Source organism: Streptomyces sp. NPDC028907 (assembly GCF_055564995.1).
The window spans coordinates 118,989-144,755 of record NZ_JBVHVE010000017.1; the positions used below are offsets into that span (position 1 = coordinate 118,989).

Annotated in this window: 25 protein-coding genes and 3 pseudogenes; 17 read left to right on the forward strand and 11 right to left on the reverse strand. The window is 70.1% G+C overall.

The window, feature by feature from the left end:
* Positions 1-46: 46 nt before the first annotated feature.
* A complete protein-coding gene (locus ACZ4UU_RS38030; RefSeq protein WP_471907992.1) occupies positions 47-1,312 on the forward strand; it encodes an MFS transporter in 1,266 nt (421 codons plus the stop codon).
* Between the two features lie 124 nt (positions 1,313-1,436).
* Here ACZ4UU_RS38030 and ACZ4UU_RS38035 read toward each other — a convergent pair whose 3' ends face one another.
* The gene (locus ACZ4UU_RS38035; RefSeq protein WP_471907993.1) at positions 1,437-2,387 is read right to left on the reverse strand and encodes a LysR family transcriptional regulator; all 951 of its coding nucleotides are present in this window, start codon (positions 2,385-2,387) and stop codon (positions 1,437-1,439) included.
* A 120-nt stretch (positions 2,388-2,507) separates the two neighbouring features.
* Here ACZ4UU_RS38035 and ACZ4UU_RS38040 point away from each other — a divergent pair, with 120 nt between their 5' ends.
* The 10 genes from ACZ4UU_RS38040 (at position 2,508) to ACZ4UU_RS38085 (ending at position 11,928) form a co-directional block, all read left to right on the forward strand.
* Positions 2,508-3,494: a fumarylacetoacetate hydrolase family protein gene (locus tag ACZ4UU_RS38040; protein WP_471907994.1), complete on the forward strand. Its 987-nt coding sequence runs from the start codon at positions 2,508-2,510 to the stop codon at positions 3,492-3,494.
* Positions 3,494-4,450, forward strand: a complete 957-nt coding sequence (locus tag ACZ4UU_RS38045; protein WP_471908066.1) for a cyclase family protein — start codon at positions 3,494-3,496, stop codon at positions 4,448-4,450. Before ACZ4UU_RS38040 ends, ACZ4UU_RS38045 begins: the two co-directional genes overlap by 1 nt.
* A 177-nt stretch (positions 4,451-4,627) precedes the next feature.
* The gene (locus ACZ4UU_RS38050; protein ID WP_471907995.1) at positions 4,628-5,764 is read left to right on the forward strand and encodes an FAD-dependent oxidoreductase; all 1,137 of its coding nucleotides are present in this window, start codon (positions 4,628-4,630) and stop codon (positions 5,762-5,764) included.
* A complete protein-coding gene (locus ACZ4UU_RS38055) occupies positions 5,761-6,759 on the forward strand; it encodes an amidohydrolase family protein (protein WP_471907996.1) in 999 nt (332 codons plus the stop codon). Before ACZ4UU_RS38050 ends, ACZ4UU_RS38055 begins: the two co-directional genes overlap by 4 nt.
* 14 nt (positions 6,760-6,773) lie before the next feature.
* A complete protein-coding gene (locus tag ACZ4UU_RS38060; RefSeq protein WP_471907997.1) occupies positions 6,774-7,712 on the forward strand; it encodes a VOC family protein in 939 nt (312 codons plus the stop codon).
* A gap of 108 nt (positions 7,713-7,820) precedes the next feature.
* Positions 7,821-8,792 carry a fumarylacetoacetate hydrolase family protein gene (locus ACZ4UU_RS38065; RefSeq protein WP_471907998.1) on the forward strand — a complete coding sequence of 324 codons (972 nt, stop codon included), beginning with the start codon at positions 7,821-7,823 and terminating at the stop codon, positions 8,790-8,792.
* Positions 8,789-9,541: an SDR family NAD(P)-dependent oxidoreductase gene (locus ACZ4UU_RS38070; RefSeq protein ID WP_471907999.1), complete on the forward strand. Its 753-nt coding sequence runs from the start codon at positions 8,789-8,791 to the stop codon at positions 9,539-9,541. The genes ACZ4UU_RS38065 and ACZ4UU_RS38070 overlap by 4 nt, the downstream gene beginning before the upstream one ends.
* A 16-nt stretch (positions 9,542-9,557) precedes the next feature.
* A complete protein-coding gene (locus ACZ4UU_RS38075) occupies positions 9,558-10,313 on the forward strand; it encodes a CoA transferase subunit A (protein WP_471908000.1) in 756 nt (251 codons plus the stop codon).
* Entirely contained in the window at positions 10,310-10,960 is a 651-nt protein-coding gene (locus ACZ4UU_RS38080; protein WP_471908001.1) for a CoA transferase subunit B, read from the forward strand. The genes ACZ4UU_RS38075 and ACZ4UU_RS38080 overlap by 4 nt, the downstream gene beginning before the upstream one ends.
* Positions 10,961-11,181: 221 nt before the next feature.
* Entirely contained in the window at positions 11,182-11,928 is a 747-nt protein-coding gene (locus ACZ4UU_RS38085; RefSeq protein WP_471908002.1) for a DUF4142 domain-containing protein, read from the forward strand.
* A 224-nt stretch (positions 11,929-12,152) separates the two neighbouring features.
* On the opposite strand, the gene ACZ4UU_RS38090 is transcribed toward ACZ4UU_RS38085, so the two are convergent.
* The 3 genes and pseudogenes from ACZ4UU_RS38090 to ACZ4UU_RS38100 all read right to left on the reverse strand — a co-directional run bounded on the left by ACZ4UU_RS38090 (position 12,153) and on the right by ACZ4UU_RS38100 (position 14,367).
* Positions 12,153-12,551 carry a hypothetical protein gene (locus ACZ4UU_RS38090; RefSeq protein WP_471908003.1) on the reverse strand — a complete coding sequence of 133 codons (399 nt, stop codon included), beginning with the start codon at positions 12,549-12,551 and terminating at the stop codon, positions 12,153-12,155.
* A gap of 223 nt (positions 12,552-12,774) precedes the next feature.
* A complete protein-coding gene (locus ACZ4UU_RS38095; RefSeq protein WP_471908004.1) occupies positions 12,775-13,311 on the reverse strand; it encodes a MarR family winged helix-turn-helix transcriptional regulator in 537 nt (178 codons plus the stop codon).
* Between the two features lie 34 nt (positions 13,312-13,345).
* Positions 13,346-14,367, reverse strand: a pseudogene (locus ACZ4UU_RS38100) (PP2C family protein-serine/threonine phosphatase).
* Positions 14,368-14,902: 535 nt separating this feature from the next.
* On the opposite strand from ACZ4UU_RS38100, the gene ACZ4UU_RS38105 reads away from it, so the two are divergent.
* A complete protein-coding gene (locus tag ACZ4UU_RS38105) occupies positions 14,903-15,370 on the forward strand; it encodes a hypothetical protein (RefSeq protein ID WP_471908005.1) in 468 nt (155 codons plus the stop codon).
* A 68-nt stretch (positions 15,371-15,438) separates the two neighbouring features.
* On the opposite strand, the pseudogene ACZ4UU_RS38110 reads toward ACZ4UU_RS38105, so the two are convergent.
* Positions 15,439-16,283 (reverse strand): annotated as a pseudogene (locus ACZ4UU_RS38110) (IS3 family transposase); the annotation flags it as partial.
* 117 nt (positions 16,284-16,400) lie between these two features.
* On the opposite strand from ACZ4UU_RS38110, the gene ACZ4UU_RS38115 reads away from it, so the two are divergent.
* The gene (locus ACZ4UU_RS38115; RefSeq protein ID WP_471908006.1) at positions 16,401-17,183 is read left to right on the forward strand and encodes a phosphotransferase enzyme family protein; all 783 of its coding nucleotides are present in this window, start codon (positions 16,401-16,403) and stop codon (positions 17,181-17,183) included.
* A 399-nt stretch (positions 17,184-17,582) separates the two neighbouring features.
* On the opposite strand, the pseudogene ACZ4UU_RS38120 reads toward ACZ4UU_RS38115, so the two are convergent.
* Positions 17,583-17,858: pseudogene (locus tag ACZ4UU_RS38120) on the reverse strand (SpaA isopeptide-forming pilin-related protein); the annotation flags it as partial.
* A gap of 93 nt (positions 17,859-17,951) precedes the next feature.
* Between ACZ4UU_RS38120 and ACZ4UU_RS38125 the strand changes: the two are divergent.
* Entirely contained in the window at positions 17,952-18,827 is an 876-nt protein-coding gene (locus ACZ4UU_RS38125; RefSeq protein ID WP_471908007.1) for an acyl-CoA thioester hydrolase/BAAT C-terminal domain-containing protein, read from the forward strand.
* A gap of 24 nt (positions 18,828-18,851) precedes the next feature.
* On the opposite strand, the gene ACZ4UU_RS38130 is transcribed toward ACZ4UU_RS38125, so the two are convergent.
* Both ACZ4UU_RS38130 and ACZ4UU_RS38135 read right to left on the reverse strand, forming a co-directional pair.
* Positions 18,852-19,505: a tyrosine-type recombinase/integrase gene (locus tag ACZ4UU_RS38130; RefSeq protein ID WP_471908008.1), complete on the reverse strand. Its 654-nt coding sequence runs from the start codon at positions 19,503-19,505 to the stop codon at positions 18,852-18,854.
* Positions 19,502-20,107: a hypothetical protein gene (locus ACZ4UU_RS38135; protein WP_471908009.1), complete on the reverse strand. Its 606-nt coding sequence runs from the start codon at positions 20,105-20,107 to the stop codon at positions 19,502-19,504. Before ACZ4UU_RS38135 ends, ACZ4UU_RS38130 begins: the two co-directional genes overlap by 4 nt.
* Before the next feature lie 24 nt (positions 20,108-20,131).
* Between ACZ4UU_RS38135 and ACZ4UU_RS38140 the strand changes: the two genes are divergently transcribed.
* Positions 20,132-20,257 (forward strand): hypothetical protein, encoded by a 126-nt coding sequence (locus ACZ4UU_RS38140; RefSeq protein WP_471908010.1) that lies wholly within the window; start codon positions 20,132-20,134, stop codon positions 20,255-20,257.
* Between the two features lie 101 nt (positions 20,258-20,358).
* Here ACZ4UU_RS38140 and ACZ4UU_RS38145 read toward each other — a convergent pair whose 3' ends face one another.
* The 3 genes from ACZ4UU_RS38145 to ACZ4UU_RS38155 are packed head-to-tail and all read right to left on the reverse strand — an operon-like array spanning position 20,359 to position 23,698.
* Positions 20,359-21,195 (reverse strand): ABC-2 transporter permease, encoded by an 837-nt coding sequence (locus ACZ4UU_RS38145; protein ID WP_471908011.1) that lies wholly within the window; start codon positions 21,193-21,195, stop codon positions 20,359-20,361.
* Positions 21,192-22,754 (reverse strand): ABC transporter permease subunit, encoded by a 1,563-nt coding sequence (locus ACZ4UU_RS38150; protein WP_471908012.1) that lies wholly within the window; start codon positions 22,752-22,754, stop codon positions 21,192-21,194. The genes ACZ4UU_RS38145 and ACZ4UU_RS38150 overlap by 4 nt, the downstream gene beginning before the upstream one ends.
* Positions 22,751-23,698 (reverse strand): ABC transporter ATP-binding protein, encoded by a 948-nt coding sequence (locus tag ACZ4UU_RS38155; protein ID WP_471908013.1) that lies wholly within the window; start codon positions 23,696-23,698, stop codon positions 22,751-22,753. Before ACZ4UU_RS38155 ends, ACZ4UU_RS38150 begins: the two co-directional genes overlap by 4 nt.
* A gap of 218 nt (positions 23,699-23,916) precedes the next feature.
* Between ACZ4UU_RS38155 and ACZ4UU_RS38160 the strand changes: the two genes are divergently transcribed.
* Positions 23,917-25,077, forward strand: coding sequence for a sensor histidine kinase (locus ACZ4UU_RS38160; protein ID WP_471908014.1), 1,161 nt, complete (start codon positions 23,917-23,919; stop codon positions 25,075-25,077).
* Positions 25,074-25,751 (forward strand): response regulator transcription factor, encoded by a 678-nt coding sequence (locus ACZ4UU_RS38165; protein ID WP_471908015.1) that lies wholly within the window; start codon positions 25,074-25,076, stop codon positions 25,749-25,751. The genes ACZ4UU_RS38160 and ACZ4UU_RS38165 overlap by 4 nt, the downstream gene beginning before the upstream one ends.
* The last annotated feature ends 16 nt before the right edge of the window (positions 25,752-25,767 follow it).

Genomic DNA, 25,767 nt, shown 5'->3' on the forward strand with positions numbered 1-25,767 from the left:
CGGTGAAAGCCATGCCTGCTTCCGTATGCCGTCCCCTGGAGTCGCCATGCCTGGTTCCGTCCCGCCGCCTGCCACCACGGCCGATGATGTCGCGTCGTCGCCTGTCTCCGTCTCGGGCCCGGCCCATCTGTTGCGCGTGACCCTGCTGATGGCGGGCAGCTGCCTTCCGATCCTCGGGGCGGTACTGATCGCCCCGGTGCTGCCGAAGATCCAGGACCACTTCGAGTCCACTCCGGGAGCCACGGCGCTTGTTCCCCTCGCGCTGACCATTCCGGCGCTGGCCTTGGCGCTGCTGGCCCCGTTCGCCGGGGTGATCGTGGACCGGCTGGGTCGCAAGCGCCTGCTGATCGTGACGACGGTGCTGTACGCCGTGTTCGGAACGGCCCCGCTGTATCTGGACTCCCTGGGCGCCATCATCGCCAGCCGCGCCCTGGTGGGAGTCGCCGAGGCCGCGATCATGACGTGTTGCACCACGCTGATCGGCGACTACTACAGCGGACACCTGCGGGTGAAGTACCTGGCCCTGCAGACCATGTGCGCCTCCGCTTCGGCAACCGTCTTCTTCGTGCTCGGCGGCGCCGCCGGCTCGGCGGGCTGGCGCGTGCCCTTCTGGGTCTATGCGGTAAGCCTGGTGCTCGCACCCCTCATGGCCACCGCCCTGCCCACCCCGGCGGCCCGCGCGACGACCCCCGAGGCTCCGGCCGCGGCGGCGGTCCGCCGACCCTTTCCCTTGCGGCAGTTGGCGGGCATCTGTGCCCTCACCTTCTTCGGGGCCATGGTCTTCTACACCGTTCCGGTCGAGATGTCATACCTGCTCGACGACCTGGGGGTGGAGAACTCCGGTGTGATCGGCCTGGCCACCGCGATCGCGAGCGCCGCCACTGTGGGCGGAGCGATCACCTTCGCCCGGCTGAAGCGTGCCCCCGACCCGATGCTGCCCGCCGTCCTCGCGCTCTGCGCGGCCGGCTTCGGGGTGATGTTCGTGGCGGGCAACGCCGCGCTGCTGGTCGTTGGAGCGGTGATCAACTGCGTGGGTACGGGCATACTGCTTCCCGCTCTCCTCACCAGCGCCATGTCGCGTCTGGCGTTCGAGGACCGCGGTCGCGGAACCGGTCTGTGGATGGCGGCCTTCTTCGGCGGTGAGTTCGTCTGCCCGCTCGCACTGCTGGCCGTGGAGTCGGCGGTCGGCAGCCTTGCCGGTGCGGTGGGCGTGCTGGGACTGGCCGCCGCACTCGTCGCGGCGGGTCTGATGGCGGCCCGTCGGCGCGCGGGTGCCGTCGATGCCAGGCCCTTGCCGGAGCAGGTGGCCTGAGCGCGCGGCGGCCGAACGGGCCCGAGTGGAGGAAGCGGTGCCCCGGCCCGCCTCACGGCGTCAGGTCGGGGCTCGCCGTACCGGGCGGCGGCGAGGCGGCGTGCTGATCACACCCGGCCGCCCGTCATGGCGCCGAGCCCTGAGCGGAGGAGACGGCCTGTTCCGTGCCGCGGCCCGTCAGCGCGGCGCCCACCTCCGCGGCCTTCTGCCGCAGCCAGATGTGGGCCGCGTCCTGGGCATGGACCGGGTGCCACCACATCGCCTCCTGGACCGGTACCGCCTCGAAAGGGCAGGGCAGGACGCGTACCGCGGCGGAGCGGACCGCTCTGCGGGCCAGGCGTTCCTGGATCATCGCGACCCGGCGAGTGCCCTCGACCATGTGCGGCAGCAACTGGAAGGTCTGCACGGAGACCTCCACCCGGGGGCTGATGCCGAGCATGCTGAGCTGGCGGGCGGCCGGGGCGTCGTAGGGGCGCTGATAGACGGCCCAGGGCAGGCGGGCCAGGTGGTCGAGGGTGAGTTCGTCGCCGACCTCGGGGTGGTCGTCGGCGACCAGGCACAGCCAGCGGTCGCTGTAGAGGTCGACGGAGGGGAAGCCGTCGATGACGCCGTGCGGCATCAGCAGTCCGTCGACGGTGCTGAGCGCGGTCGCCGTGTTCTCCACGACCCCGGGCGCCGGGTGCTGGAAGGTGAACCGGAGGCCCGGTGCCTCGTGGTGCACGGCGCGGGCGAGGGCGGCGCCGAACACGGCCGCGCCGTAGTCGGAGGCGAGCAGGGTGAACTCGCGGGTCTCAACGGCCGGATCGAAGTCGGCCTGGCTGGCGAACACGCGCTCCAGCAGGTCGCAGGCGGTGGCGCTGCGGTCGCGCAGGGCGGCGCCGAGCGGGGTCAGTTCGTAGGCGTTGCCGGTGCGGGCGAGTAGTTCGTCGTCGAAATGGCGGCGCAGCCGGGACAGCGCCGCGCTCATCGCGGGCTGGCTCAGTCCGATGCGCTCGCCGGCCCGGGTGACGTTGCGCTCCTCCAGCAACGCGCGCAGGGCGAGGACCAGATTGAGGTCTAGTCGAGACAGGTTCACCGGGCACCACCTGGCAAGAGATAGCTATTCGTGACGTGGATGAGGCTCATCCACAGGATTCATTTCCGCGATCTGCTGATCCAGGTCAGAGTAGACGGCAACCCAGCGGGAGGAAATCTCATGGCAACGCTCGCGCAAGCCGCCGGTCCGTTCGCGCTCGGCACGCTCTCCACTCCGGACGGGGCCCCGTTTCCCGGCCTGGTGGTCCGGGACCGGGTGCTGGACCTGAGCCAGGCCCTGGCCTGGGAGCCGGCCGACGTGCGCTCCGTACTGGCCCGGTGGGAGGAGGCTGTCCCCGTCCTGCACACCCTCGCGGACGAAGACGCCCTGGACTGGCAGCCGTTGGAGGGCCTGCGGGTGCACGCGCCCGTCGAACCCCGGCAGATCTTCCAGTCCGGCGCCAACTACCGCCAGCACGTGATCGACCTGGAGGTCGCCCACCGCTCCCCCGACGACCCTCGTACGGTGGAGGAGGCGCGGGCCGAGATCGCCGCGGTCATGGACCGGCGGGCGGCGGAGGACCTGCCGTACGTGTTCATCGGTCTGCCGAGCGCGATCACGGGCCCGTACGACGACGTCGTCCTGCCCGCCTGGGCCGCACAGCCCGACTGGGAGCTGGAGCTGGCGGCCGTCATCGGCAAGCCCGCGCACCGGGTCGATGTCGAGGAGGCGCTGGAGTACGTCGCCGGGTACACCATCGCCAACGACCTCACCGACCGCGCCGGCGTCTTCCGCCGGGACATGAAGGCCATCGGCACCGACTGGATGCGCTGCAAGAACGCGCCCGGTTTCACGCCACTCGGGCCGTGGATCGTCCCCGCCGGGTCGATCGCGGACCCCGATGATCTGCGGGTCACTCTCAAGCTCAACGGGCAGACCATGCAGGACGAGTCGACCAAGGACATGCTCTTCGGCATCGCGCGGCTGGTGTCGTACATCTCCCAGACTTCCCAACTCCTTCCCGGTGACCTGGTGCTGACCGGATCCCCGGCCGGCAACGGCATCCACTGGGGCCGGCTGCTGCGCGACGGCGACGTCATGGAGGGCTCCATCACAGGGCTCGGAGTGCAGCGCACCCGCTGTGTCGCAGAGCAGTCCACGCCGTGATCGACCGCACGGACCCCGAGGGCGCGATCGCCGAGGCCGCCAAGGCGTACTCGAACTGGGGACGCTGGGGAGAGGACGACGTTCTCGGCACCCTCAACTTCCTCGACGAGGCCAAGCGGCGTGAAGGCGCGGCCCTCGTCCGGCGCGGCGTCAGCTTCTCCCTCTCCCAGCGGTTCGACATGAACGGCCCGCAGAAGGGCTGGCGGCGCCGCACCAACCCGGTGCACACCATGCTGGACACCGGCACGGACGCGGCGCTGGGCAACCAGGGCTTCCCGCATGGCATCGGCGGAGCGGACGACGTGATCGCGATGCCGTTGCAGTGCTCCACCCAGTGGGACGGGCTCGGGCACATCTTCGACCACGGATTCGCCTGGAACGGGCGCCGGGCCGACAAGGTGGTGACCTCCGACGGTGACTTGGTCACCGGCATCGAGCACATGGCACCGTACGTCGCCGGGCGCGGTGTTCTGCTGGATGCCGGCCGAGTACTCGGCAGCGACGGCGAGCTGTCCGACGGCTTCGCCGTCACTGAGGAGCACCTGACGGCGACCGCCGAGGCCCACGGCGTGACCGTCGGCCGGGGGGACATCGTGGTCGTACGGACCGGGCAGCTGGCCCGCGCCAAGCGCGAGGGCTGGGGTGACTACGCCGGCGGGCCCGCGCCGGGGCTGTCCTTCACCACGGCCGGGTGGCTGCACCGCACCGAGATCGCCGCGATCGCCACCGACACGTGGGGCTTCGAGGTACGGCCGAACGAGTTCGAGGGCGCCTTCCAGCCTCTGCACCAGGTCGTGATCCCCAACATGGGCCTGCTGATCGGCGAGATGTGGGACCTCGACGCACTCGCCGCGGACTGTGCCGAGGACGGCGTGTACGAGTTCTGGCTGACCGCCGCGCCGCTGCCCATCACCGGGGCCGTGGGCTCACCGGTCAACCCGATCGCCGTCAAGTAGCCCGCGGAACCGGCCGGATGCGTCGTCCTCCCCGGACAGCAACGGCGCATCCGGCCACAGACCGCTCCACCCGCTGACGGGTGATTCATCACAGCCCCCTGGCCCGCCTGGACGGCGGGCGAGCCGCACCCCCGCCGCCCGAAGTCGTGCGGCCCAACCTCGGGAGGTATCCCCGACATGGCAGACAGCCTCACTTGCAGAGTCCTGGTCATAGGCGGTGGCGCCTCCGGCAACGCCGTGACCATCCTGCTGCGCCGCGCCGGCCTCGACGTCGACCTGATCGAGGCCAGGCCCGACTGGAACGCCACCACCGGCTCCGGCATCACCCTCCAGGGCAACGCCCTGCGCGTGCTGAGCGAACTGGGCCTGTGGGAGCAGGTGGAAGCCTCCGGATTCCCCTTCGGCACCCTGGGCATCACCACCCCCGACGGCACCGTGCTGCACGTCGCCGAGGACATCCAGACCGGCGGTGACGACCTGCCCGCCACCCTCGGCATGCAGCGCCCCCAGCTCCAGCAGATCCTCATCGACGCGGTCCGCGCCTCCGGTGCCACGGTGCGCCTGGGCACCACCGCCAAGACTCTGGAGCAGGACGCCGACGGCGTCTCGGTACGGTTCAGCGACGGCACCGAAGGGCGTTACGACCTGGTGATCGCCGCCGACGGCCTCAACTCCGCCACCCGCGCGGCGATCGGCATCACCGACAAACCCGAGCCGACCGGCATGGCCATCTGGCGCATCGCCGCCCCGCGCCCCGAGGGCGTGGAACGCACCGACCTCGCCTACGGCGGCCCGGCCCACATCGCCGGATACACGCCCACCAGCGAGAACACCCTCTACGCGTTCCTCGTCGAGGGCTGCCGCGAGCGTGCCTGCGTCGACCCGGCCGAGTACGCCGACGAGATGCGCCGCCTGGCGCAGGAGTACGGCGGTGCCTGGCCGGAGATCACCAAACACATCACCGATCCAGAGAAGGTCAACTACACCTGGTTCAACCGCATGCTCGTGGAGGGGTCCTGGCACCGCGGCCGGGTTGTCCTGGTCGGCGACGCCGCCCACTGCTGCCCGCCCACCATCGCCCAGGGCGCGGCCATGTCCCTGGAGGACGCCCTCGTCCTCGCCGAACTGCTGACCAGCGGCCGGGACTGGGACGACGAACTGTTCCAGAGCTACTACGAGCGCCGCATACCCCGAGTGCGGACGGTCGTCGAGGCGTCGGTGCAGATCGGCCAGTGGCAGCTGGACGGCGTGCGCGAGGCCGACGTGCCCGGGCTGATCGGCGGCACGATGAACGCCCTGAAGGAGCTGCCGTGACCGTCCCCACCGTGGATGTGCATGCGCACGTCCTGCTGCCCGAGGTCGACGCCGTGGTGGCGGACCTGCCGGGACTGGCCGAGGCCAGGGCCCTCGACGCCCGCCGCAACGGCCCCGCGGCCCTCGCGGTCAGCGGCCCGATGGTCCGCGAGCGCGCCCCGAGGATGATTGACGTCACCGCACGGCTGGCCGCGATGGACGCGCAGGGCGTGGACGTGCAGCTGGTCAGCCCGTCCCCCTCGCACTACCACTACTGGGCGGACGAGGAGACGGCCGAGAAGGTCTACCGGCTCGCCAACGAGGCGACGGCGGCTCACTGCGCCCAGGCTCCCGCGCGGCTGCACGGGCTCGGCCTCGTCCCCCTGCAGCACCCCGAGCAGGCCGTACGTGCTCTGGAACACGCCCTGGAGCAGGGCCTGTTGGGGGTGGAGATCTCCAGCCACGCTCCTGGCCGCGAGCTGTCCGACTCGGCGTACGAGCCGTTCTGGGCCCGCGCCGAGGACACGGGGGCCGTCCTCTTCCTGCACCCCTTCGGCTGCACACTCGACGAGCGGCTGGACGAGTGGTACCTGTCCAACACCGTCGGCCAGCCGGTGGAGAACGCGGTGGCGCTGTCCCACCTGATCTTCTCGGGTGTGCTGGACCGCCACCCAGGCCTGAAGCTGATCGCGGCGCACGGCGGCGGCTATCTGCCCACCCATATCGGCCGCTCCGACCACGCCTGGTCGGCCCGGTCCGACGCGGGCGCCGGCTGCGCCCACCTGCCCAGCAGCTACCTCAAGCGCCTGTACTTCGACTCCCTCGTCCACGACCCGCACGTGCTGCGGGAACTCGTGCGAGCCGCGGGCGCGGACCGGGTGCTGCTCGGCTCCGACTACGCCTTCGACATGGGCACCGAGGACCCGCTCGCCGCACTGCGCGCCGCCCGGCTGCCCGAGACCGACTTCCACTCCGTACGCGGCGGAAACGCCGCCGCCCTGCTCAACCTCGCCTGAGAAGGAACCCCCACATGAACAACCGCCTGCTCACCCATCTGCGGCACGTCGACCTCGCCGTGCCCGACTACGACAAGCAGCTCGACTTCTACTCCGGCGTCTGGGGCCTGACCAAGGTCGAAGAGGACTCCGGGATCTCCTTCCTGGCCGCCGAGGGCTCCCCCGAGCAGTACGTCGTCCGGCTGCGCAGGGCCGACGAGAAGCGCCTCGACCTGGTCTCCTACGGGGCGGGCAGCCCGGCCGACGTCGACACCCTCGCCGAACAACTCCTCGCTGGCGGAGTGCAGCTGATCACCCAGCCGGGCAAGGTCGACACCCCCGGCGGCGGGTACGGCTTCCGCTTCTTCGACGTCGACGGGCGCACCATCGAGGTCTCCGCCGACGTCGAGGTCAGGCAGCACCGGAAGATCGAGGAGAAGGAGTCGATCCCGGTCAAGCTGTCGCACGTGGTGCTGAACTCGCCGGACCTGGACAAGACCAAGGCCTGGTACGAGGAGCACCTCGGTTTCCGGCTGTCGGACACGCTCGGCCATCCGCACATCGGCGACGTCATGCACTTCATGCGGATCAGCAACCAGCACCACTCCATGGCCATCGCCAAGGGCCCGCACACCTCGCTGCACCACATCTCCTTCGAGATGCGTGGCATCGACGAGTACATGCGCGGCTCCGGCCGCGTGATGCGGGCCGGCTTCAAGAAGATCTGGGGTCCGGGTCGGCACATGGCGGGCGACAACACCTTCACCTACTTCCTCGACCCGCACGGCAACACCGTCGAGTACACCACCGAGCTGGAACTGCTCGACGAGGACACCTGGCACCCGCACGTCTACGACTTCTCCCAGCCCGAGGTCACAGACCAGTGGGGCACCGCCAACCCCATGAACGAGCTGGTCACCAAGGAGTCCTTCAACGACGTCGACCGCGGCGTGTTCGTCGCCCCGCCGGTCTGACCGGCGAAGCCCTCAGTCCCCGGGGGCGCGGTTGCCCTGTCGACTGCCCAGGCTCCCACGCCGCGCCCCCGGCCTTCGCGCCCACCCTCACGCCGACAGGAATCCGTCATGCGTTTCGCCGCGTACGAGTACCGCAACCGACGCCACGTGGCCGTCGTCGAAGCGGACGGCACGCTCCACCCTCTCCCCGGTGTCAGCTCCCTGACCAGCCTGCTCGCCGCCGACGGCGGCCTGCCCGGACTGCTGGACGCGGGCGCTGCGACGCTCGACGTCCCGGCCGGTCCCCATGTCTCCGAGGTGCGGCTGCTGCCGCCGCTGCAGCCGCCCACCGTGCGGGACTTCGTCACCTTCGAGGAGCATGTCGAGGGCGTACGACGGTCCGTGGACGGTACGGCCGGGGTGCCAGAGCAGTGGTACGCGGCGCCGACGTTCTACTTCGCCAACCCCTACGCGGTGTACGGCCCGCACGACGACATCCCTATGCCGCCGGGGTCGGCCGTGCTCGACTTCGAACTCGAAGTCGCCGCCGTGATCGGCGTGGAGGGCCGCGACCTCACCCCCGAGCAGGCCCGTGAGCACATCGTCGGCTACACCGTGTTCAACGACTGGTCCGCCCGCGACTTGCAGTCCGCCGAGATGAAGGTGGGCCTCGGACCGTGCAAGGGCAAGGACACCGCGACCACGCTGGGCCCGTACCTGGTCACCGCCGACGAGCTGGAGAAGTACCGCGACGCGGACGGATTCCTGCGGCTCGGGCTCACCGCCTCGGTGAACGGCGAGGTCGTCGGCACGGATCTGCTGTCCAACATGAGCTGGACCTTCGAGGAGATGGTCGCCTACGCCTCGCGCGGGACCTGGGTGCGACCCGGTGACGTCCTGGGCTCGGGCACCTGCGGCAACGGCGGCTGCCTCGCCGAACTGTGGGGCGTACGCGGCAAGCAGGACCCGGCGCCGCTGAAGCCCGGCGACACGGTCACGCTCACCGTCGAGGGCATCGGCAGCGTCACCAACACCGTGGTGACCGGCGCCGACCCCATACCGGTGCCCGCCGCCCGGCGCCGCACGCGGGAGCGGCCGTGAGTGACCTGCACCCCAAGCGGCTCCTCGGCAAGGTCGTCGTCATCACCGGCGCGGCCCGCGGCCAGGGCGCCGCGGAGGCCGAGACACTGACCCGCGAGGGCGCCCGCGTCATCGCCACCGACGTGACCGACACCCCCGGCTGCCGCCGCCTCGACGTCACCAGCGAGCAGGACTGGGCCGAACTCGCCGCCGAACTGGAGGAGTCGTACGGCCAGGTGCACGGCCTGGTCAACAACGCCGGCGTCACCTGGCGCGCCCGCCTCGACGACATACGCCCCGAGGACATGGCTCGCGTCCACGCCGTCAACGTCACCGGACCGCTGCTCGGCATCCAGCACCTGGCACCGCTGATGCGCCCCGGCTCGTCGATCGTGAACGTCGGCTCGACGGCGGCGCTGACCGCCCACTACCCGGTCGCGTACACCGCCAGCAAGTGGGCGCTGCGCGGCCTGTCGGCCACCGCCGCCATGGAACTCGGCCCCCGCGGTATCCGCGTGAACACCATTCACCCGGGCTTCATCGAGACGGACATGACCGCCTCCGCGGCGCCGGCCTTCCGTGACGCCAACGTCCGCGAGACACCGCTCGGCCGCACCGGCACCGTCGCCGACATCACCCCTCTCGTCATCTTCCTCCTCTGCGACGAGTCGTCCTTCATCACCGGCGCGGAGATCCCGGTCGACGGCGGCCTCACCGCGCACGGCGGCACCAAGTCGATCTCGGACGCCGTACGCCGAGCGAACCAGTAACGAGAGAAAGGCCCTCATGGACAAGGTCTGTGCGAGCGCCGCCGAGGCGGTCGCCGACATTCCCGACGGCGCGTCGCTGGCCGTCGGCGGCTTCGGCCTCAGCGGCATCCCTGACACCCTCATTCAGGCCCTGTACGAACAGGGCGCCGGCGGCCTGGAGGTTGTGTCGAACAACTGCGGCGTGGACGGACACGGCCTCGGCGTCCTGCTGGGCGCGGGCCGCATCGCCCGCGTGACGGGCAGTTACGTGGGCGAGAACAAGGAGTTCGCCCGCCAGTACCTCTCGGGCGAGTTGGAGGTGGAACTCACCCCGCAGGGCACCCTGGCCGAACGGCTGCGCGCGGGCGGTGCGGGCGTCCCCGCCTTCTACACCCCCGCCGGCGTCGGCACACAGGTCGCCCAAGGCGGCCTGCCCTGGCGCTACGCCCCCGACGGCACGGTCGCCGTGGCCTCACCGGCCAAGGAGACGCGCGACTTCGACGGCCGTACCTACGTCCTGGAGCACGGCATCACCACCGACTTCGCCCTCGTACGCGCCTGGCGCGGCGACCGCCACGGCAACCTCGTCTTCCGCAAGGCGTCCGCCAACTTCAACCCCCTCGCCGCCATGGCCGGGCGCGTCACGGTGGCCGAAGTCGAAGAGCTCGTGGAGCCGGGCGAGTTGAACCCCGACACGGTGCACCTGCCGGGCGTCTTCGTCCAGCGGGTTGTGGAACTGACCGGCGACCAGGCCGCAGACAAGCAGATCGAGAAGAGGACCGTACGAGCATGAGCTGGACCCGCGAGCAGATGGCCGCCCGCGCCGCCGCCGAACTCACCCACGGCTCCTACGTCAACCTCGGCATCGGCCTGCCCACCCTCATCCCCGGCCACCTCCCACCAGGCATCCACGTCGTCCTGCACTCCGAGAACGGCATCCTCGGCACCGGCCCCTACCCCACCGAGACCGAAGTCGACCCCGACCTCATCAACGCCGGCAAGGAAACCGTCACCGTCCTGCCCGGCGCCTCCTTCTTCGACTCCGCCCTGTCCTTCGGCATGATCCGCGGCGGCCACATCGACACCGCCGTCCTCGGCGCCATGCAGGTCTCGCAGCACGGCGACCTCGCCAACTGGATGATCCCCGGCAAGATGGTCAAAGGCATGGGCGGCGCCATGGACCTCGTCCACGGCGCCCGACGCGTCATCGTCCTCATGGAACACACCGCCAAAGACGGCAGCCCGAAGATCGTCACCGAATGCACCCTGCCCCTGACCGGCGAGCACTGCGTCCACCGCATCATCACCGACCTCGCCGTCCTCGACATCACCGAACACGGCCTCACCCTTGTCGAAACCGCACCCGGCATCACCCTCGAGGACATCACGGCCCGCACCGACGCACCCCTCCGCGCGAACCACCTCTCCGCCGCCCGCTGAACTCCTTCTCAAGGGGGCCACCCAAGGCGGCCCCCTGACGCTGTTGCCCTCGACATCGAAGAGCGGGAACCGGTCGCTCACCATCCAGGTGCCCGACGCCCCGCCTCGACCCCCGTGACGCAAGCCACATAGCGCAATGCAAAATTTGCCTAGTGCAATGATGGATTCCGGCGCCCCAGCCGTACCTCCTGACACCCGGTCCACTCATGTCAGGAGGTTCCATGCCCCTCTCCCGCAACACGATCGGCACCGCCGTCGTCGGCGGCGCGCTGGTCCTCACTCTCTCCGCGCTCGCCTACCCGTCCATGCTCGGCGTGCAGAACGCCTCGACGAACACATCCCGGATCATTGCCAACACCGCCTACGGGCCGCTCACCGAGGCGGACCGCGACTTCGTGGTCAAGGTGCGCTCCGCCGGGCTGTGGGAATACCCCCTCGGTGAGCTGTCCATGAAGCGGGGTACGACGAAGGAGATGAAGGAAGCGGGCCAGCACTTGGTCGTCGGACACGCCCTGCTCGACGCCAGCTGCCGCAAGATCGCCGTCGAGCTGGACATCACCCTGCCCAACCAGGCCAGTCCGCAACAGCAGCAGTTCGTCGCGACCGTGGACGCGAAGAGCGGCAAGGAGTTCGACTCCACCGCAGCCAACATCATGCGCGTCACGCACGGTCAGATCTTCCCGGCCATCGGCAAGATCCGCGCCACCACGGAGAACACGCTGGTACGTCAGCTCGCCGACCAGGCCAACGACGTCGTCCTCGATCACATCACGGTCCTGGAGAAGACCGGTCTGATCAACTTCGACCAGGTGAACTTCCAGCAGACGACCCCGCCGAAGCTGCCCAAGGAGCAGCTCACCCCGCCCGTGTCCCAGCCTGGCACGCCGCCCGTCGCCCTGACTCCGCGCCCGGACCTGCCGAACTTCTACAACACCACGTCCCCGAGCCCCACACCCAACACCGGATGATCAGGAAGCGGAAGCCGTGTGGTCACCAGGGGTGCCTGCGCCCGGGGCCGAGGACGCCGGTGATCCAGACGTGGTGTGAGAGGCACGAAAGGAGCGTACGACCGCGACGGCGCACGCGGCGACCAAGACCGCAACCCAGCCCCCAGCACACGAAGCGGCTCCGTCCAGGACAGTCCCGCGCCGTCACGGTCGGCAACCGCACACAGAAAGCGGCCGGAGACGGATTACGGTGCGCCCTCGACCGAGGTGACCAGCGCGGACTCCACCTGCCCTCGCTCCGCTAGCACCAGGCCCACGGCCGCCTGCGGCGCCTGAAGCGCGAGGCAGACCACCAGCACGGCCACGATGCCGACCAGCGCCCGCCCCGCCCGCACCACGCAGAGGTAGAGCGTGAGCATGGCGGCACACACCAGGCCGCCCTCGCCGTCCGCCAGTTCCGGAATCCCGTACCAGGCGCCGTCGACCGTACCGACAATGATCGCCCCCGCCGCCACACATCCGGTCAGCAGTCCCTGTGCCGTCAGCCACCACGGCGGCAGGCCGACGAACTCGGCCGGGCCCCACACCGGGCCCCACGCCGTGCTCCGCAGATGCCCCATCAGGTGCGCTTCCGGAGTGGACACGGCCGACGTCTTCGTCGCATGCGCGGCTTCGCTCCCTGCGCGCCCTTCCACGTCCGCCATCGTCGAGTGCCGGGCGGACGCTGCCACTGCCCTCAGCCGGACACGCCGCAGTGGTCTTTGCCGGCGGGAGCGGGCAGCGGGCTCGCGCGTGCACAATTCGCCTGCATTACGCAAAACGCGGCGGGGAGAAGTTCGACTCGGGTCCGACGGTGCCCCGAGCAGCTCAGGCGTCGCGGACGACCGGCAGGTCCACCGCCCAGCCCAGCGGGTGCGGCTCCGCGCCGTCCATCGCCGGCGCGAGAGGCTCTCCCCCGGCCTCATTGAAGGCGGCCAGGGCCTCTATGAGGGCCAGCCGCTGCGTCGGGGAGAGCCGTTCGACGATCGCGGCGATCTCAGCGCGGCGCCGGGCGGTGACGTCCTCGACCGTGCGCCGCCCCTCGTCAGTGAGCTGCAGCAAGGTCTCACGGCGATTGTCGGGATTGGCCCGCCGGTCCGCGAGCCCTGCCGCGATCAGCCGGTCGACCATCCGCATGGCGGTGGACGGTGCCACCTGGAGCAGGTCGGCGAGCGTGACCAGCTTGGTCGCCCCGCGTGTGGACAGCACCACCAGCATGCGGAACTGCGGCAGTGTCACCCGCTCCTCGACCTCGGCGAGGGAGCGAGCGGAGACCGCCACCAGCAGCCGGGACGCGGTCAGCACCGACCGAGTCACCACGTCCACATCGTCCATCGCCCCTGCGAGGGCCTCACGCTCCGGCATAAGTCCTTTCTACCTCGCCGAAGCCGCTGCTCCCTCACGCGCATGACACAGATTTTCCTCCCCCATGACCATGGCAACGGAGAAGGAGCATCGCGGCGTCGTCGTGGGGCGGCCCGCCGGGCGGGCTGGGCGAGATCCGCGCACAGCGTCTCCAAGGCACGGTGCGCATCCCGTTCCTGCAGCAGATGCGCTCGCTCACTCACGGGGTGGAAACGGCCGGTGTCGTCGCGGGCCTCGGTGACGCCGCCCGTGTACAGCAGGAGCTGATCACCCCCATGCGAAATCCACCCGACAGGGTTTCGGGCCCTCGCCGCCGTGCGCTCCCAGGCCCAGTGGAAGGGCGTAGGCGGGCGGCTCCGGGAAGTCGGCGGTGCCGTCCCGGCGTACGAGCATCGGGGCCGGATGACCGTAGTTGAGGAAGACGGCCTCGTGGTCCGTGCCCATCTCGGCGAGGATCGCGGTGACGGACTCTCACCCTCCAACTCGCGGGCCACGCTTCGTGCCAGGCGCTCGCCGAGCCCCGCCAGGTGCGGCTCCTCGTGCGCGGCCTCCCGGAACGCGCCGCACCGGGGTCAGGCCCTTGCCCTGGACGTCGCCCACGATGACCGGGATACCGTGCGGCGAGGCGACCACCTCGTACGGATCCCGCCGCTGCGCGCCTACGCGACGGCCGAGGTGTACGACACCGCCGCCTGCAACGGCCCCGCGGTCAGCGGCACCGGACGCAGCAGCACCCACTGAGCGACCTCCGCGATCGACCGCACACTCGCCAACTCCTCCTCCCGGCGCGAGCGCATCACGGCCCCGGTGATGCCGATACCGGTCACGCCGGCCACCGCTGCCGTCGCGGTGAACCCCCGGCGCTCCTCGAACAGCCCGTCGTACAGCCCGAGTCCCACACAAAGCACCAGCGCCACCAGTCCGAAGACCGCCGAACGGCGCCACCCCCCGACCAGTCCCGAGAAGGCGGGCCCGAGCGAGACGAGCGGGAGGAACCCACCCCCGCCCTGCCACCACGTCAGCGACCGCCACACCGCTATCACCACGACCGGGCATGTAGGAGAGCACCGTCCAGCTTCATGGCGACTTCTGCCCGGTCATGACGTACTCCAGAGGCGTCATGGCACTCGGGAGCCGCCCCCTTCGTCTCCGCAGGCGCCCCTCCACACCTTTAGACTATGCAAGGGTATTCCGGACGCCGCTGCCCCCGACGCCACGCCTTTACCCAATCGGGTCCGAGAGCTGACGTTCCGACCGCGAAAGGCGACCATGACACACAGACACGCGACGGCCCGCCGCCAGCTCCCCACCGGATCGCGGCGCGAGGCGGCCCAGGCCGGCTCGACGAAGGCAGGCGGAGCCCACTGAGGGTCTGGTGAAATCGACCGGAACATCTGGCGATCTCTTTTTGCACTATGCAATGATCTGCCAGGGGGGCGAGCCGACGTTCGATTGCCGTTCGGCGCCCAGGAGTGAACACCGGCAAGGTTACGCGGCACGGGACGACACACCGACCGTCGGCCGCCCCTCCCACGGGGACGCTTTCCCGCAGAGCCCACCGCCTGCGGGCCTGAGGGGAGAGGGCGGGGCCGTGACCACACACGGTGCAGGCGGCGACGGAACGCCTGAGGAGCGGGACGGCATCGCGTCCCGCTCCGAGGAGATATGGCTGAAGTTCCTCACGGACAACGAGCGCGCCATCCGCGCATCCGCCCCCAGAGAACCCTCCGCTCGGGAACGGGGACAGGGGCGGCATCCTCGTCCCCTCTCCCCGGACGGGACAAGAGAGCGGAAGCAGTCCCGGCACGACGAGCCGACGAGCCCCGAGGCCGACGCGGTCGGTGAGTTGTGGCAACCGGTGGACCTATGGGCCGGTCCGGCCTGGCGGGACCTGGACAGTCGGGCCAGAGTCAGGCGGGTCGGCCGCGCCGTCGCCGCGGCCGCCGCGATCGCCCTGGCCCTGGCGGCCTGGTCGTGGGTGTCCACCACAGCGGGCACACCAAGCGAGAGGCTGGACGACATCACCGTGCAGCAGTCGGAGCAGGCCCCCCAGGAGTGACCCGGTGGTCAGCGGGAGGACCGCGCCGCCGACAAGGCCGGGAGCGTGGGAGACGGCGCCGCGGTGTAGGCGGTGACGGCGGATTCCAGGGCTCTCACCGCGAGGCGGGACTCCATCCGGGCGTCGATGGAATAGCCCACGATGCGCCCGGAATACACGTCCTTGACGGCGCACAGATACAGCTTGCCCTCGCCGGTGGGGTGTTCGGTGATGTCCGTGAGCCACAGCCGGTTCGGCCCGTCGGCGGTGAAGTTGCGCCGCACCCGGTCATCGTGGACCGGCGGCCCGGCCTTGGCGTTCTTGGCGCGGCCCTTTCGCTTGCCGAAGGAGCTCCACCAGCCGTTGTCCCGGCAGAACCGCCAGGCGGTCCGCTCGGCCATCGGCTCACCGGTGGCGCGGGCCTCGTCGAGGAGGAAGCGGTGCCCGAACTCGGGGTCGTCGCGGTGAGCGTCGAAGAGGGCGTTGGCGCGGTGGGCCTGGAGCAGCTCGGCGCCGGTGACCGGGCGGGCCAGCCACCGGTAGCAGGGCTGGCGGGCCAGCCCGAGTACCCGGCCCGTCACCGCCACCGGGACCCGGTAAGGGGCAGCGGCGGCGGCCAGCTCGCGGACGAGCGGATACATCATTTTGCTGGCAGGTTCGCTTGCGACAGATACGCCGCAGCCCTCCTGAGCACTTCGTTCTCTTGCTCCAGCAGCCGGATCCGCTTGTGGGCCTCGCGCAGCTCGGCCGGCTCACCCGACGCTGTTGCGGGCCTGGCGCCCTCATCGGCTTCGGCGCGGCGCAGCCACTTCGACAGCGTGATCGGGTGGACGCCGAAGTCGGCGGCGATCTGTTCCAGCGTGACGCCGGGCTCGCGATTGCGCGCGACCCGTACGACGTCCTCGCGGAACTCCTTCGGATACGGCTTGGGCACTGCGACATCCTTCCAGGCCGCCTCTCAGCAAGCCAGGTCAGGTGTCACCCCACTCTGCAGCAGTCCCCTCACCCTTAATGGGGTGATCATGACGAGCTGATCCGACAGACTGGTTCGATGCGGCACGATGATGAACAGCCTTTGTCCGGTGGCAACGTCAGTGATGGTGTCGTTCGCGTCGGGGACACCGTTCGCCGTCCGGTCGGACCATGGACCCCCGCTGTGCATGCCCTACTTGCCCACCTGCACGAGGTGGGATTCGGCGCGGCGCCTCGTCCGCTCGGCATTGACGATCAGGGACGTGAGGTCCTGACCTTCATGCCGGGAGATGTGGTCTGGCCCGACCGGTTCTCGCTGATGGAACCCGCTCGACAACTGGCTCGCGTTGCACGGCTGATCCGGGACTTCCACGACGCCGTGCAGGACTTCACGCCGCCCTCCGATGCGCAGTGGCAGACGCTGATCCCTGCTGAGGGCAGTGACATCATCGCCCATAACGACCTGGCCCCCTGGAACCTCGTGGTCGCAGACGAGGCGCGATGGGCCTTCATCGACTGGGACGGTGCAGGACCCGGCTCGCGCCTATGGGATGTCACATACGCCATTCACGGGTTCATCCCGCTGTCCGCGCATCCGGACTGGCAGAGCCCGGACGCGGCCAACCGACTGCGAGTCTTCGCCGACGCCTACGGTCTGGCTGAGTCCGAACGCCGTCGGTTGGTCCCTCTACTGGGGCGCCGTACGCGTTCCATGCACGACTTCCTGCGCGACCAGGCAGCCCAAGGAGCCCAGCCCTGGGCAAGGCTGTGGGCCGAAGGCCACGGCGACGCCTGGCGAAACGACGCCGAATACATCGAGCAACGCGAAGGCCAGTGGATGCAGGCCCTGCTCGCTAGCTGAGGCATCAGTGCCCGTGCCTGGCTCCTGGCTCCTGGCTCCTGGCTCCTGGCTCCTGGCTCCTGGCTCCTGGCATGGAACGACAAGGAGGACACCGGAGCCGCCGATCAGCCACGGCGTGGCGTCAGCGCCGGTGGCGGCGAGGGAGCCATCGGGCTCAGGGGCCGCGGTGCTCGACGCGGTCTTGTCAGGCCACGGGGAGTCGGTCTGCTTCTCGGTCGGCTCCGGCGTGTTGGGAGCCCCGGAGCTGCCGGACGTCGGCTTTTCCGTCGGCTTGCTGCTGGGCTTCTCGGTCGGCTCGTCCGTTGGCTTGTCCGAGGGGTCAGGGCGCGGCGATGCGGTCTTGGTGTTGGTGACAGTCAATGTGACGGGGTCGCCTGGCTTGGCCTTGAAGTCGCGCTGCCCCTTGTACAAGTCGTATCCCTCGGGAGCCTTCGTCTGCCTGACCCAGAAGTCGGTACCGGTACGGCTGTTGACCGCGAGCTTCGCCATGGCGGTGCCCTCGCCCGTAGTGAGGGTAAGGAGGGTCTTGTCGCCGGTGCCGATGTTGACGGTGGCTCCAGGCAGGAGCTTGCCGCTCTTGTCGTCCTTGGCCTTGAGCAGGACGGAGGCGGGCTTGAACGGGTTTTCCCGGACTAACTCAGGTGGCGTGTGGGGCGTCATGATGTAGACCTCCATGCGAGTGGAGGCGGGGTGCGGCGGCTTTGGTAGGTGGCCGCGCCCCGCGTGCTGGACAGGGCTTTAGGAGAGTTGTGGAGGCAGGAAGCGCGCATGGAGATCACCGAGCACGAGCTGGCGGATCCGTGGGAAGGGCTTCTCGCCGCTCCTGCTCGTGGCAGTGACGTCGGGGTCCTGGTCCTGGCAGGGTCCAGCGGGCGCATTGAACGCGAGCGAGCGCGCATCCTGGCTCAGCAAGGGGTCATAGCCCTGGCGATCCGCTGGTTCGGTGGGCCAGGGCAGACCCCAGGAATTTGTGAGGTCCCCTTGGAGACCTTCACCGCCGCCGTCGACGTCCTTCAACGTGAGGGAGCGCGACGTATCGGAATTCTTGGTGCTTCCAAGGGCGCTGAAGCGGCTTTGCTGACGGCGGTGCATGACCCACGCGTGGACGTGGTCGTCGCTATGTCGCCCACTTCGCGGGTCTGGTGCAACGTTGGTTCAGGCCATGACGGAACGCATCACCCATATCGCTCGTCCTGGACGTGGCAGGGGCGGCCACTACCTTTTGTCCCGATGGACGACTCGTGGACTTCCCCTGAGCCGGACAGCGGGCCCGTCGCCATCCGGGGGTGGTACGAACTCAGCGAACGGACCTTCGCTCACCTCCTTTCGCCAGCAGAGATTCCCGTGGAGGCTGCCAGAGCCGACCTCCTGCTGATTGCAGGCGGCGACGACGCGATGTGGCCGTCGCTGCCCTTCGCCGAACAACTGGCGCAACGCCGGCGCTCGGCCAGAGCCACCGTGCGTCTCATCGCGCGCGACGATGCCGGCCACCGCCCGCGCCTTCCTGGCGAGAGCCCCGCATCCGCGTCCCCACACTTCCAATACGGAGGCACGCCTGAAGCTGACGCACTCCTCGGCAAGACTGCCTGGCCTCATATCCTTGCCGCACTCGCCGGCGGCAGCCCATCCGTGCTTACCGGTTGAGGATGAGAGGCCGATGCGCCTTGGTCACGAGGTCCCCTTTCGGTCCCTGATCTGAGGGATTCCGAGATCAGCGACGTGGGTTGAGCCGCGCGTAGCAGCCCGGTCCAGGGAGGCCAGTTTCTTGCCCGCAGCTTCGAGACTGACCTGGAGTCCTTCCGCTTCGCCGAGCCAGCCGTTCGCCTTGGCCTCTTTAATGCGGTCGTTGAGGCTGTGGATGATCTCGACCAGCCGCTGTCGTTGTCTTGGGCCGATCCGCAGCATCGGGCAGCGAACACAGGCGTGCTCGTGTTTGCAGGGAGTCCCGCAGGGGCGTCCGCAGGTGCCCCACTCGACTTTGCGAAGCTCGAAATGCTGCTGGAACTCACGCCATTCCTCATCGGTCGGGCCCCGGTACTCAGCCTCAGGCCGGAGGCTGCGCCGCTGGGCGAGGAAGGACCGGCAGGAACGGATGAGGTCGTCCTGGAACACGGCGAGGTATGCCTGCGTGGTCGCCAGATCCTCGTGTCCCAGAAGGCGGGCGGCGATGTGGACGGGGAGTCCGCCGGTGACCGCCTCGGTCGCGAACATCCTGCGGAAGTCGTGGGCGGTGAACTTCAAGGGTTCACCGGCCGCATCGCGCAAGCCGGTGCGGGCGAGGGCCGCGTCCAGGAAGTCCTGAAGTGTGACGGGAGAGATCACTTCGTTGCGATGCCCGCGCGGCCGACGCTGGAAGAGGTGCGGCAGTATCGGGCAGAAGGCCCTTCGTGGGTGTCGTATCGGCTGGTCATCGGGATCGTGCCGCCATTGCTGTTGCGCAGGCGGGTGATGATCGTGGCCAGGACACTGGCCAGTTCCGGGCTGACCAGCAGCAGCCGCTCCTGGTTGTTCTTCGACGGCACGATCTGCAGGAGCGGGACCAGCTTGCCGCTGTCGGCCATCCGGTAGGACACGAGAGCGAGGTGGGTGATCTCCAAGAGCTCTTCGCGCCGGATGCCGGTGTGCCGCAGCGTTTCGATGATGGCCCAGGACCAGAACGCCTCGTCCTCGCGCTGGGTCAAGTCGATGGTCTCGCCAGTCCCGGGATCTTCGACGAGGACCACTTCGGTGCGAGCCCGCCGTTGCGACTTCAGATGGGTCTTGTAGATCACGCGGCGGTAAGCAGTCCCGGCGTGCTCGAACGTCTCCCCGACCGGCGTAGCCTTCGCCGCGGCCAGGAGGGCTTCCTGGTCCCGTCGGTAGCGGTCGGCTGTCTCGACCAGCACCGGTAGTTGCGGCAGCCGCTCGCGGACTCGCTGGTGCATCTTCGCGATGGTGCTGCGCGGCCCGTGGCCCACCCAGCCGACAAGATCGAGTACGCGCGTCTGCTCCAAGATCAAGGCGCCAGCTACGGGGAGATCCACGTCAAGACCGGCATCCCCAAGACCTCCCTGCACCGCTACCTGAAGGGATAAGCGGTGCGGGGAGCCGGGGTGGCCGTCGTATACGTGCTGTCGGTCCGTTCCCAGAGTCGTTGGGGCCCGATGCCAACGTGCTCGCGGACGGCTCGATTCGGCTACGCGTCGCGCCTGTGCAGCAGCAGGCTGCCGACCAGCAACGCGGCCGCGGCCCACGTGGCGAGCACGCCCAGGCCGGCCCATGGACCGATGGGCAGCTCGTGCAGATGGACGGTGGCTTGGATCGCGAGCCCGGCGGTCATGGGCGAGATCTGCTGGAGGTGGCGCTGCCACTCCGGGTCGTTGACCACTTGGGTGACGACCGGGAAGAGGTAGAGCAGCCCGAGCACGATCCCGATGGCGGTCGCCGCCTCCCGTACCGCCGTCGCCACGCCGAGGCCGATCACGGCGATCAGGACGAGGTAGAGGACCGAGCCCACGGCCGCGCGCAGGGTCGGGCCGTCGGCCAGGGACAGCGGGGCATAGCCATGCGTCTCGGTGAATCCGTTACCGGGCAGGATGTAGCGGCCGACGAGGAGGGAGGCCAGGACGGCAACCGTCCCGGAGGACAGGACGACCGTGGTGAGAACCGTCGCCTTGGCGGTGAGGACGGTGAGCCGGTTCGGCACCGCCGTGAACGTGGTGCGGATCATGCCGGTGCCGTACTCGCCGCTGACGGCCAGCACCGCGAAGACGGCGATGACCGCCTGCCCGACGGTGACGCCGGTCAGGGCGAGTTTGACGGCGTCCTGGCCGCACCCCGCGTCCGGGCACTTCACGGCCTTGGCGGTGCCGCAGCCGACGGCCACGGTCAGCGCGACGGCGAGCAGGAGCAACCTCCCCATGTCTCCTGCGGTGCGCAGCTTTGTCCACTCCGCGTGCAGGGCGCGGCCGAAGTTCCCTCGCCACGCGCCGTCAGCCGTGCTCGTGAGTCGTGCACCGCTCAGGAGACTCATACGTCCCTCCCGCGCAGCCGCACCACGGCCAGACCGAAGGCGAGCGCGGCGTATCCGCACAGCACGGCGAGGCCGGCCCAGGGCGCCAGCGGGTAGTAGCCGGTCGACGGCTCGTACACGCTGAGCACCTGCGTGTACTGGGGCAGGGTCTGCTGGATGGCGAAGCTCGCAGCCGGGGTAACCCGCAGCAGCCACTCCGAGACGCCCGGGGGCAGTACGCCGGAGGTGGCAAGCAGGAAGGGCAGCACGATCGATGCGATGACCAGGGTGACAGTCGTGCCGCTGCGCCGCAGCAGGGCACCGACGCCGAGGGCGAGCACGGTGGCGGCCGCGCAGAGCAGGCCGGTGCCGACCATGACGCGCACTTCGGTCGCCGACGTGACGGGGAAGACATGGAAGCCCCTGCCATGCGCGCTGCGTTCCCCGATGGGAATGGTGATCGCGGCGGCGACCAGGCCGATGGCGAACGCGACGCCCCCGGCCACCAGCGCCTTGGCACCAAGCACCCGGCCCCGCAGGGGAGTTGCCGCCATGGTCGTACGCAGCAGACCACGCCGGTACTCGCCGGTGATGAACACCGTGCCCACGGTGATCACCACGATCAGCCCGGCGAAGGTGCCGACGAGGAAGTTCTCGACGGAGAAGCCGACGCCCATGACGGGCCCGCCGACGACCGGTGCGATGTCACCGGCCCCGGTCACGGTGAACCCGCCGCCGTCGGTCTGGGTGAAGCCGCCCTCGGTGGTGTTCGTGTAGCTGCCGGAGGTGCCCGCGTCGCCGCCCACCTGTGTGCCGCTCCACGCTCCCTCGGACCAGTCGCCGGTGAGGGCGGGGCGGCCGAAGGTGCCGGTGGCCACGGCGGGGCTGAAGCCCGTGCCCGCCGCGGTGTCCTGCTTCGCCTGCGGTGACGTGGCGAAGAGCCCGGCCCGCACGGTGCGCGCAAGCCCAGGCAGCTTCGCATGGCCGACCTTGGTCCAGTGGGAGCCGTCGGTGGAGGTGGAACCGGTGAGGCTGTCGCCGGAGCGGACCAGACGCAGCCAGCGCGGGGATTCCTGGGTGACCTTGCCGGAAGGGCCCGCCGTGTCGTGTGTGTAGTCGTACTGCATGCGTACGCCGTGGCCGCCGGTGGCCATGACCGCCGCGTACGGGGATCCCGGGGTGAGGCTTTCCTTCACGATGATCCCTGCCTTCGCCCAGGGCTGGGCGCCCTGGGCCGTCTTGCCGGTCCCGGTGTCGGCCACACCGGTCAGGGACCGCAGGGGAACGGTGAGGGCGCCGTCGCCGGTGAGCGTCCTGTGGACGAAGTAGAAGCTGTCATTGACGGCCTCGCCGCCGGGGCCCATCGGATACGAGGCGGAGTCGGCGCCCCGACCGCCGGGGGCGGGGGCGGCCGTGCCGAGCAGGCCGACCACGATCGTCACCAGGAGCGCTCCCGCCATGGCGAGGACCCAGCCGCGTACCGTACGGAACTTCGTCCACTCGGCGTGCAGCGTCCTGAGGAACCCGCTCCGCTCAGCGTGCCTCGTGGCCGGGGGGCGAGGGGTGAGGGTGGCTGTCATCGCGTGGCCTCCCCCGCCGGGATGCCCCGGTACTCCACCGCGTCCCGGGTGAGCTCCATGTACGCCTCTTCGAGCGTCGCCCGGTGCGCGGACACCTGGGAGAACGGCACCCCGTTCCGGGCAAGCAGGGCCACGACGTCCTCGTCGGGCAGGCCCGTGACGCCGAGGGTGTCGGGGCCGGTGGCGAGAACGGTGGCGCCCGCGCCGTGCAGGACCTGGGCGGCGCGCGGAGGCGCGGAGGTACGAAGGGTGACTCGGCCACTGGACGCCTCGGCGAGCAGCTCGGACACGCTGGTGTCCGCGACGACCCGGCCGCGACCGATCACCACGAGATGGTCCGCGGTGTCTTCGAGTTCGCTCATCAGGTGACTGGAGACCAGGACGGCGCGACCCTGCCGGGCCAGCTCCGCCAGGAAGCCGCGCATCCACACGATGCCGTCGGGGTCGAGGCCGTTGAACGGCTCGTCCAGCATGACCACCGGCGGGTCACCGAGCAGCGCCGCCGCGATCCCCAGGCGCTGGCGCATGCCCAGCGAGAAGCCGCCGGCCTTGCGCCGGGCCGCCGTGCCCAGGCCGGCCTGTTCGATGACCTCGTCCACGCGCCGGGGCGGCACGCCCTGTGAGTGGGCCAGCCACAGCAGGTGGTTACGGGCGGTGCGGCTCGGCTGCAGCGCGGAGGCGTCGAGCAGTGCCCCCAGATGCCGAAGCGGGCGACACAGGGTGCGGTACGGCACCCCGCCGACCAGGGCCGTTCCCTCCTCAGGCGCGTCAAGACCCAGGATCACGCGCATGGTGGTGGACTTGCCCGCGCCGTTCGGGCCGACGAAGCCGGTCACCCGTCCGGGCCGCACGGTGAACGTCATCCCGTCCAGAGCCAGCTGGGGCCCGAAGCGTTTACGCACACCGATGACCTCGATCGTCGCCTTCGTACTCTCATCGCTCATGGGCCCCACCCTGTGACGGAGCGAGTTACAGGGGCCGAACGGCCACTGTCATCTCGCTGTTAGGCGCCTCGGCTTAGCCTGGCCTGGTACGTGTCCTGGTGCGGTGGTGAGAGGGGAGCATGCGGATGAAATGGGGTCCGCCCCGACGGCTCGCGAGCCTGACTGCCCGGCTTGGCCTGCGCCGTGGCACTGCCCGCACCCGCTTCACCGCCTTGTACGTGACTCTTTTCCTGCTGTCGGGAACGGCGCTGCTGGCCATCGCGGCCGTGGTGGCATCCGGCGGATCGCGTTCCAGCCGGACCGCCCCCGATGGCGGCACCGATCAGCCCGCCACGGCGGCGCAGGCCCAGGGCCGCATCGACGAGTTGGAGCAGCAGCTGGCCCAGGCGCACGACACCCAGTCCCGACAGATCCTGCTCGGCTCCGCCATCGCCCTCGGCGTCATGGCGGTGATCTCGGTCGGGCTCGGCTGGTTCGTCGCCGGCCGGGTGCTGCGCCCGCTGCGCGTGATGACAGCGGCAACCCGCCGGATCACCGCCGACAGCCTGCACGAACGCCTGGCCATCGGCGGCCCCGGCGACGAGGTGAAGGACCTCGCCGACACCATCGACGACCTCCTCGGCCGCCTGGAGGGCTCCTTCGACGCCCAGCGCCTCTTCGTCGCCAACGCCTCCCACGAGCTGCGCACCCCGCTCACCACGATGCGGGCCTCCCTGGACGTGGCCCTCGCCAAGCCGGGCCCGGTACCCGAGACCACGGCCACGCTGGCCGCCCGGATGCGCGCCGAACTCGACCAGGTGGACCGGCTGCTGGAGAGTTTCCTCGTCCTGGCTCGCACCCAGCACGGCGAGTTCACCGACTCGGCGCGCCTCGCCCTCGGCCAACTCGCGCTGACCGCCCTGACCGGACGGGCGAAGGACATTGCGGCCAAGGGCCTGACCGTGTGTGAAAACCGGATCGACGACTCCGCGCGGGTGTGGGGCAGCCAGACGCTGCTGCGCCGCGCGGTCGACAACGTGGTCGACAACGCGATCGCGCACAACGATCCCGGGGGCTGGATCAGTGTCGCGGTACGGGCCGAAGGAGACGACGCCGGCGCGGTGTCCCTCGTCGTCGAGTCCAGCGGACCGGTCCTCGACCAGCGGCGGGTGGCGGACCTCGCGCAGCCCTTCCGCCGCCTTGGCGCCGACCGGACCGGCACCGGCCAGGGCAGCGGCCTCGGCCTCTCCATCGTCGCGGCCGTCATTCAGGCCCACCACGGCACCCTTGACCTGCGTGCCCGCCCCGACGGTGGCCTGCGGGTCACCCTCACCCTCCCCCGTACGGACGGCAGGGCGACGGCGGAAGCTCCCAACGCAGAGACGGGCGTGGCGCGTTGAGAGTCCTGGTGGTCGAGGACGCCCGCCCCCTCGCCGAAGTCATCGCCGAGGGACTGCGCGACCAGGGCATGGCCGTGGACGTGGCGCACGACGGGCTCGACGCCGCGGCCAAGCTGGACGTCAACGCGTACGACGTCGTCGTGCTCGACCGCGACCTGCCAGGCATCCACGGCGACACCCTCTGCCAGATGATCACCGAGCGGGACGGCCACGTGATGGTCCTGATGCTGACCGCCGCCGACTCACCCAGCGACCGCGTCACCGGCCTGACCCTGGGCGCCGACGACTACCTCGCCAAGCCCTTCCACTTTCCCGAACTCATCCTGCGCATCCGCGCCCTGGCCCGCCGCCGCCCCGCCGCCCGGTCCCGCACGCTGAGCACGGCGGGCATCGAACTCGACCCGATGCGCCGCACCGCCAGCCGCGACGGCCACCAACTCGACCTCTCCGTCAAGGAATTCGCGGTACTCGAAGCCCTCCTTGGCGCGAGCCCCGCCTTCCTCAGCACGGAGAACCTCCTCGAACAGGTCTGGGACGAGCACGCCGACCCGTTCACCAACACAGTCACGGTGACCATGAGCCGCCTGCGCCGCAAACTCGGCGACCCCCCGGTCATCACCACCACACCCGGCGTGGGGTATCGGATCATCGACCCAGGCGCCCCACCCGACTGAGCAGGGGGCCAGGGCC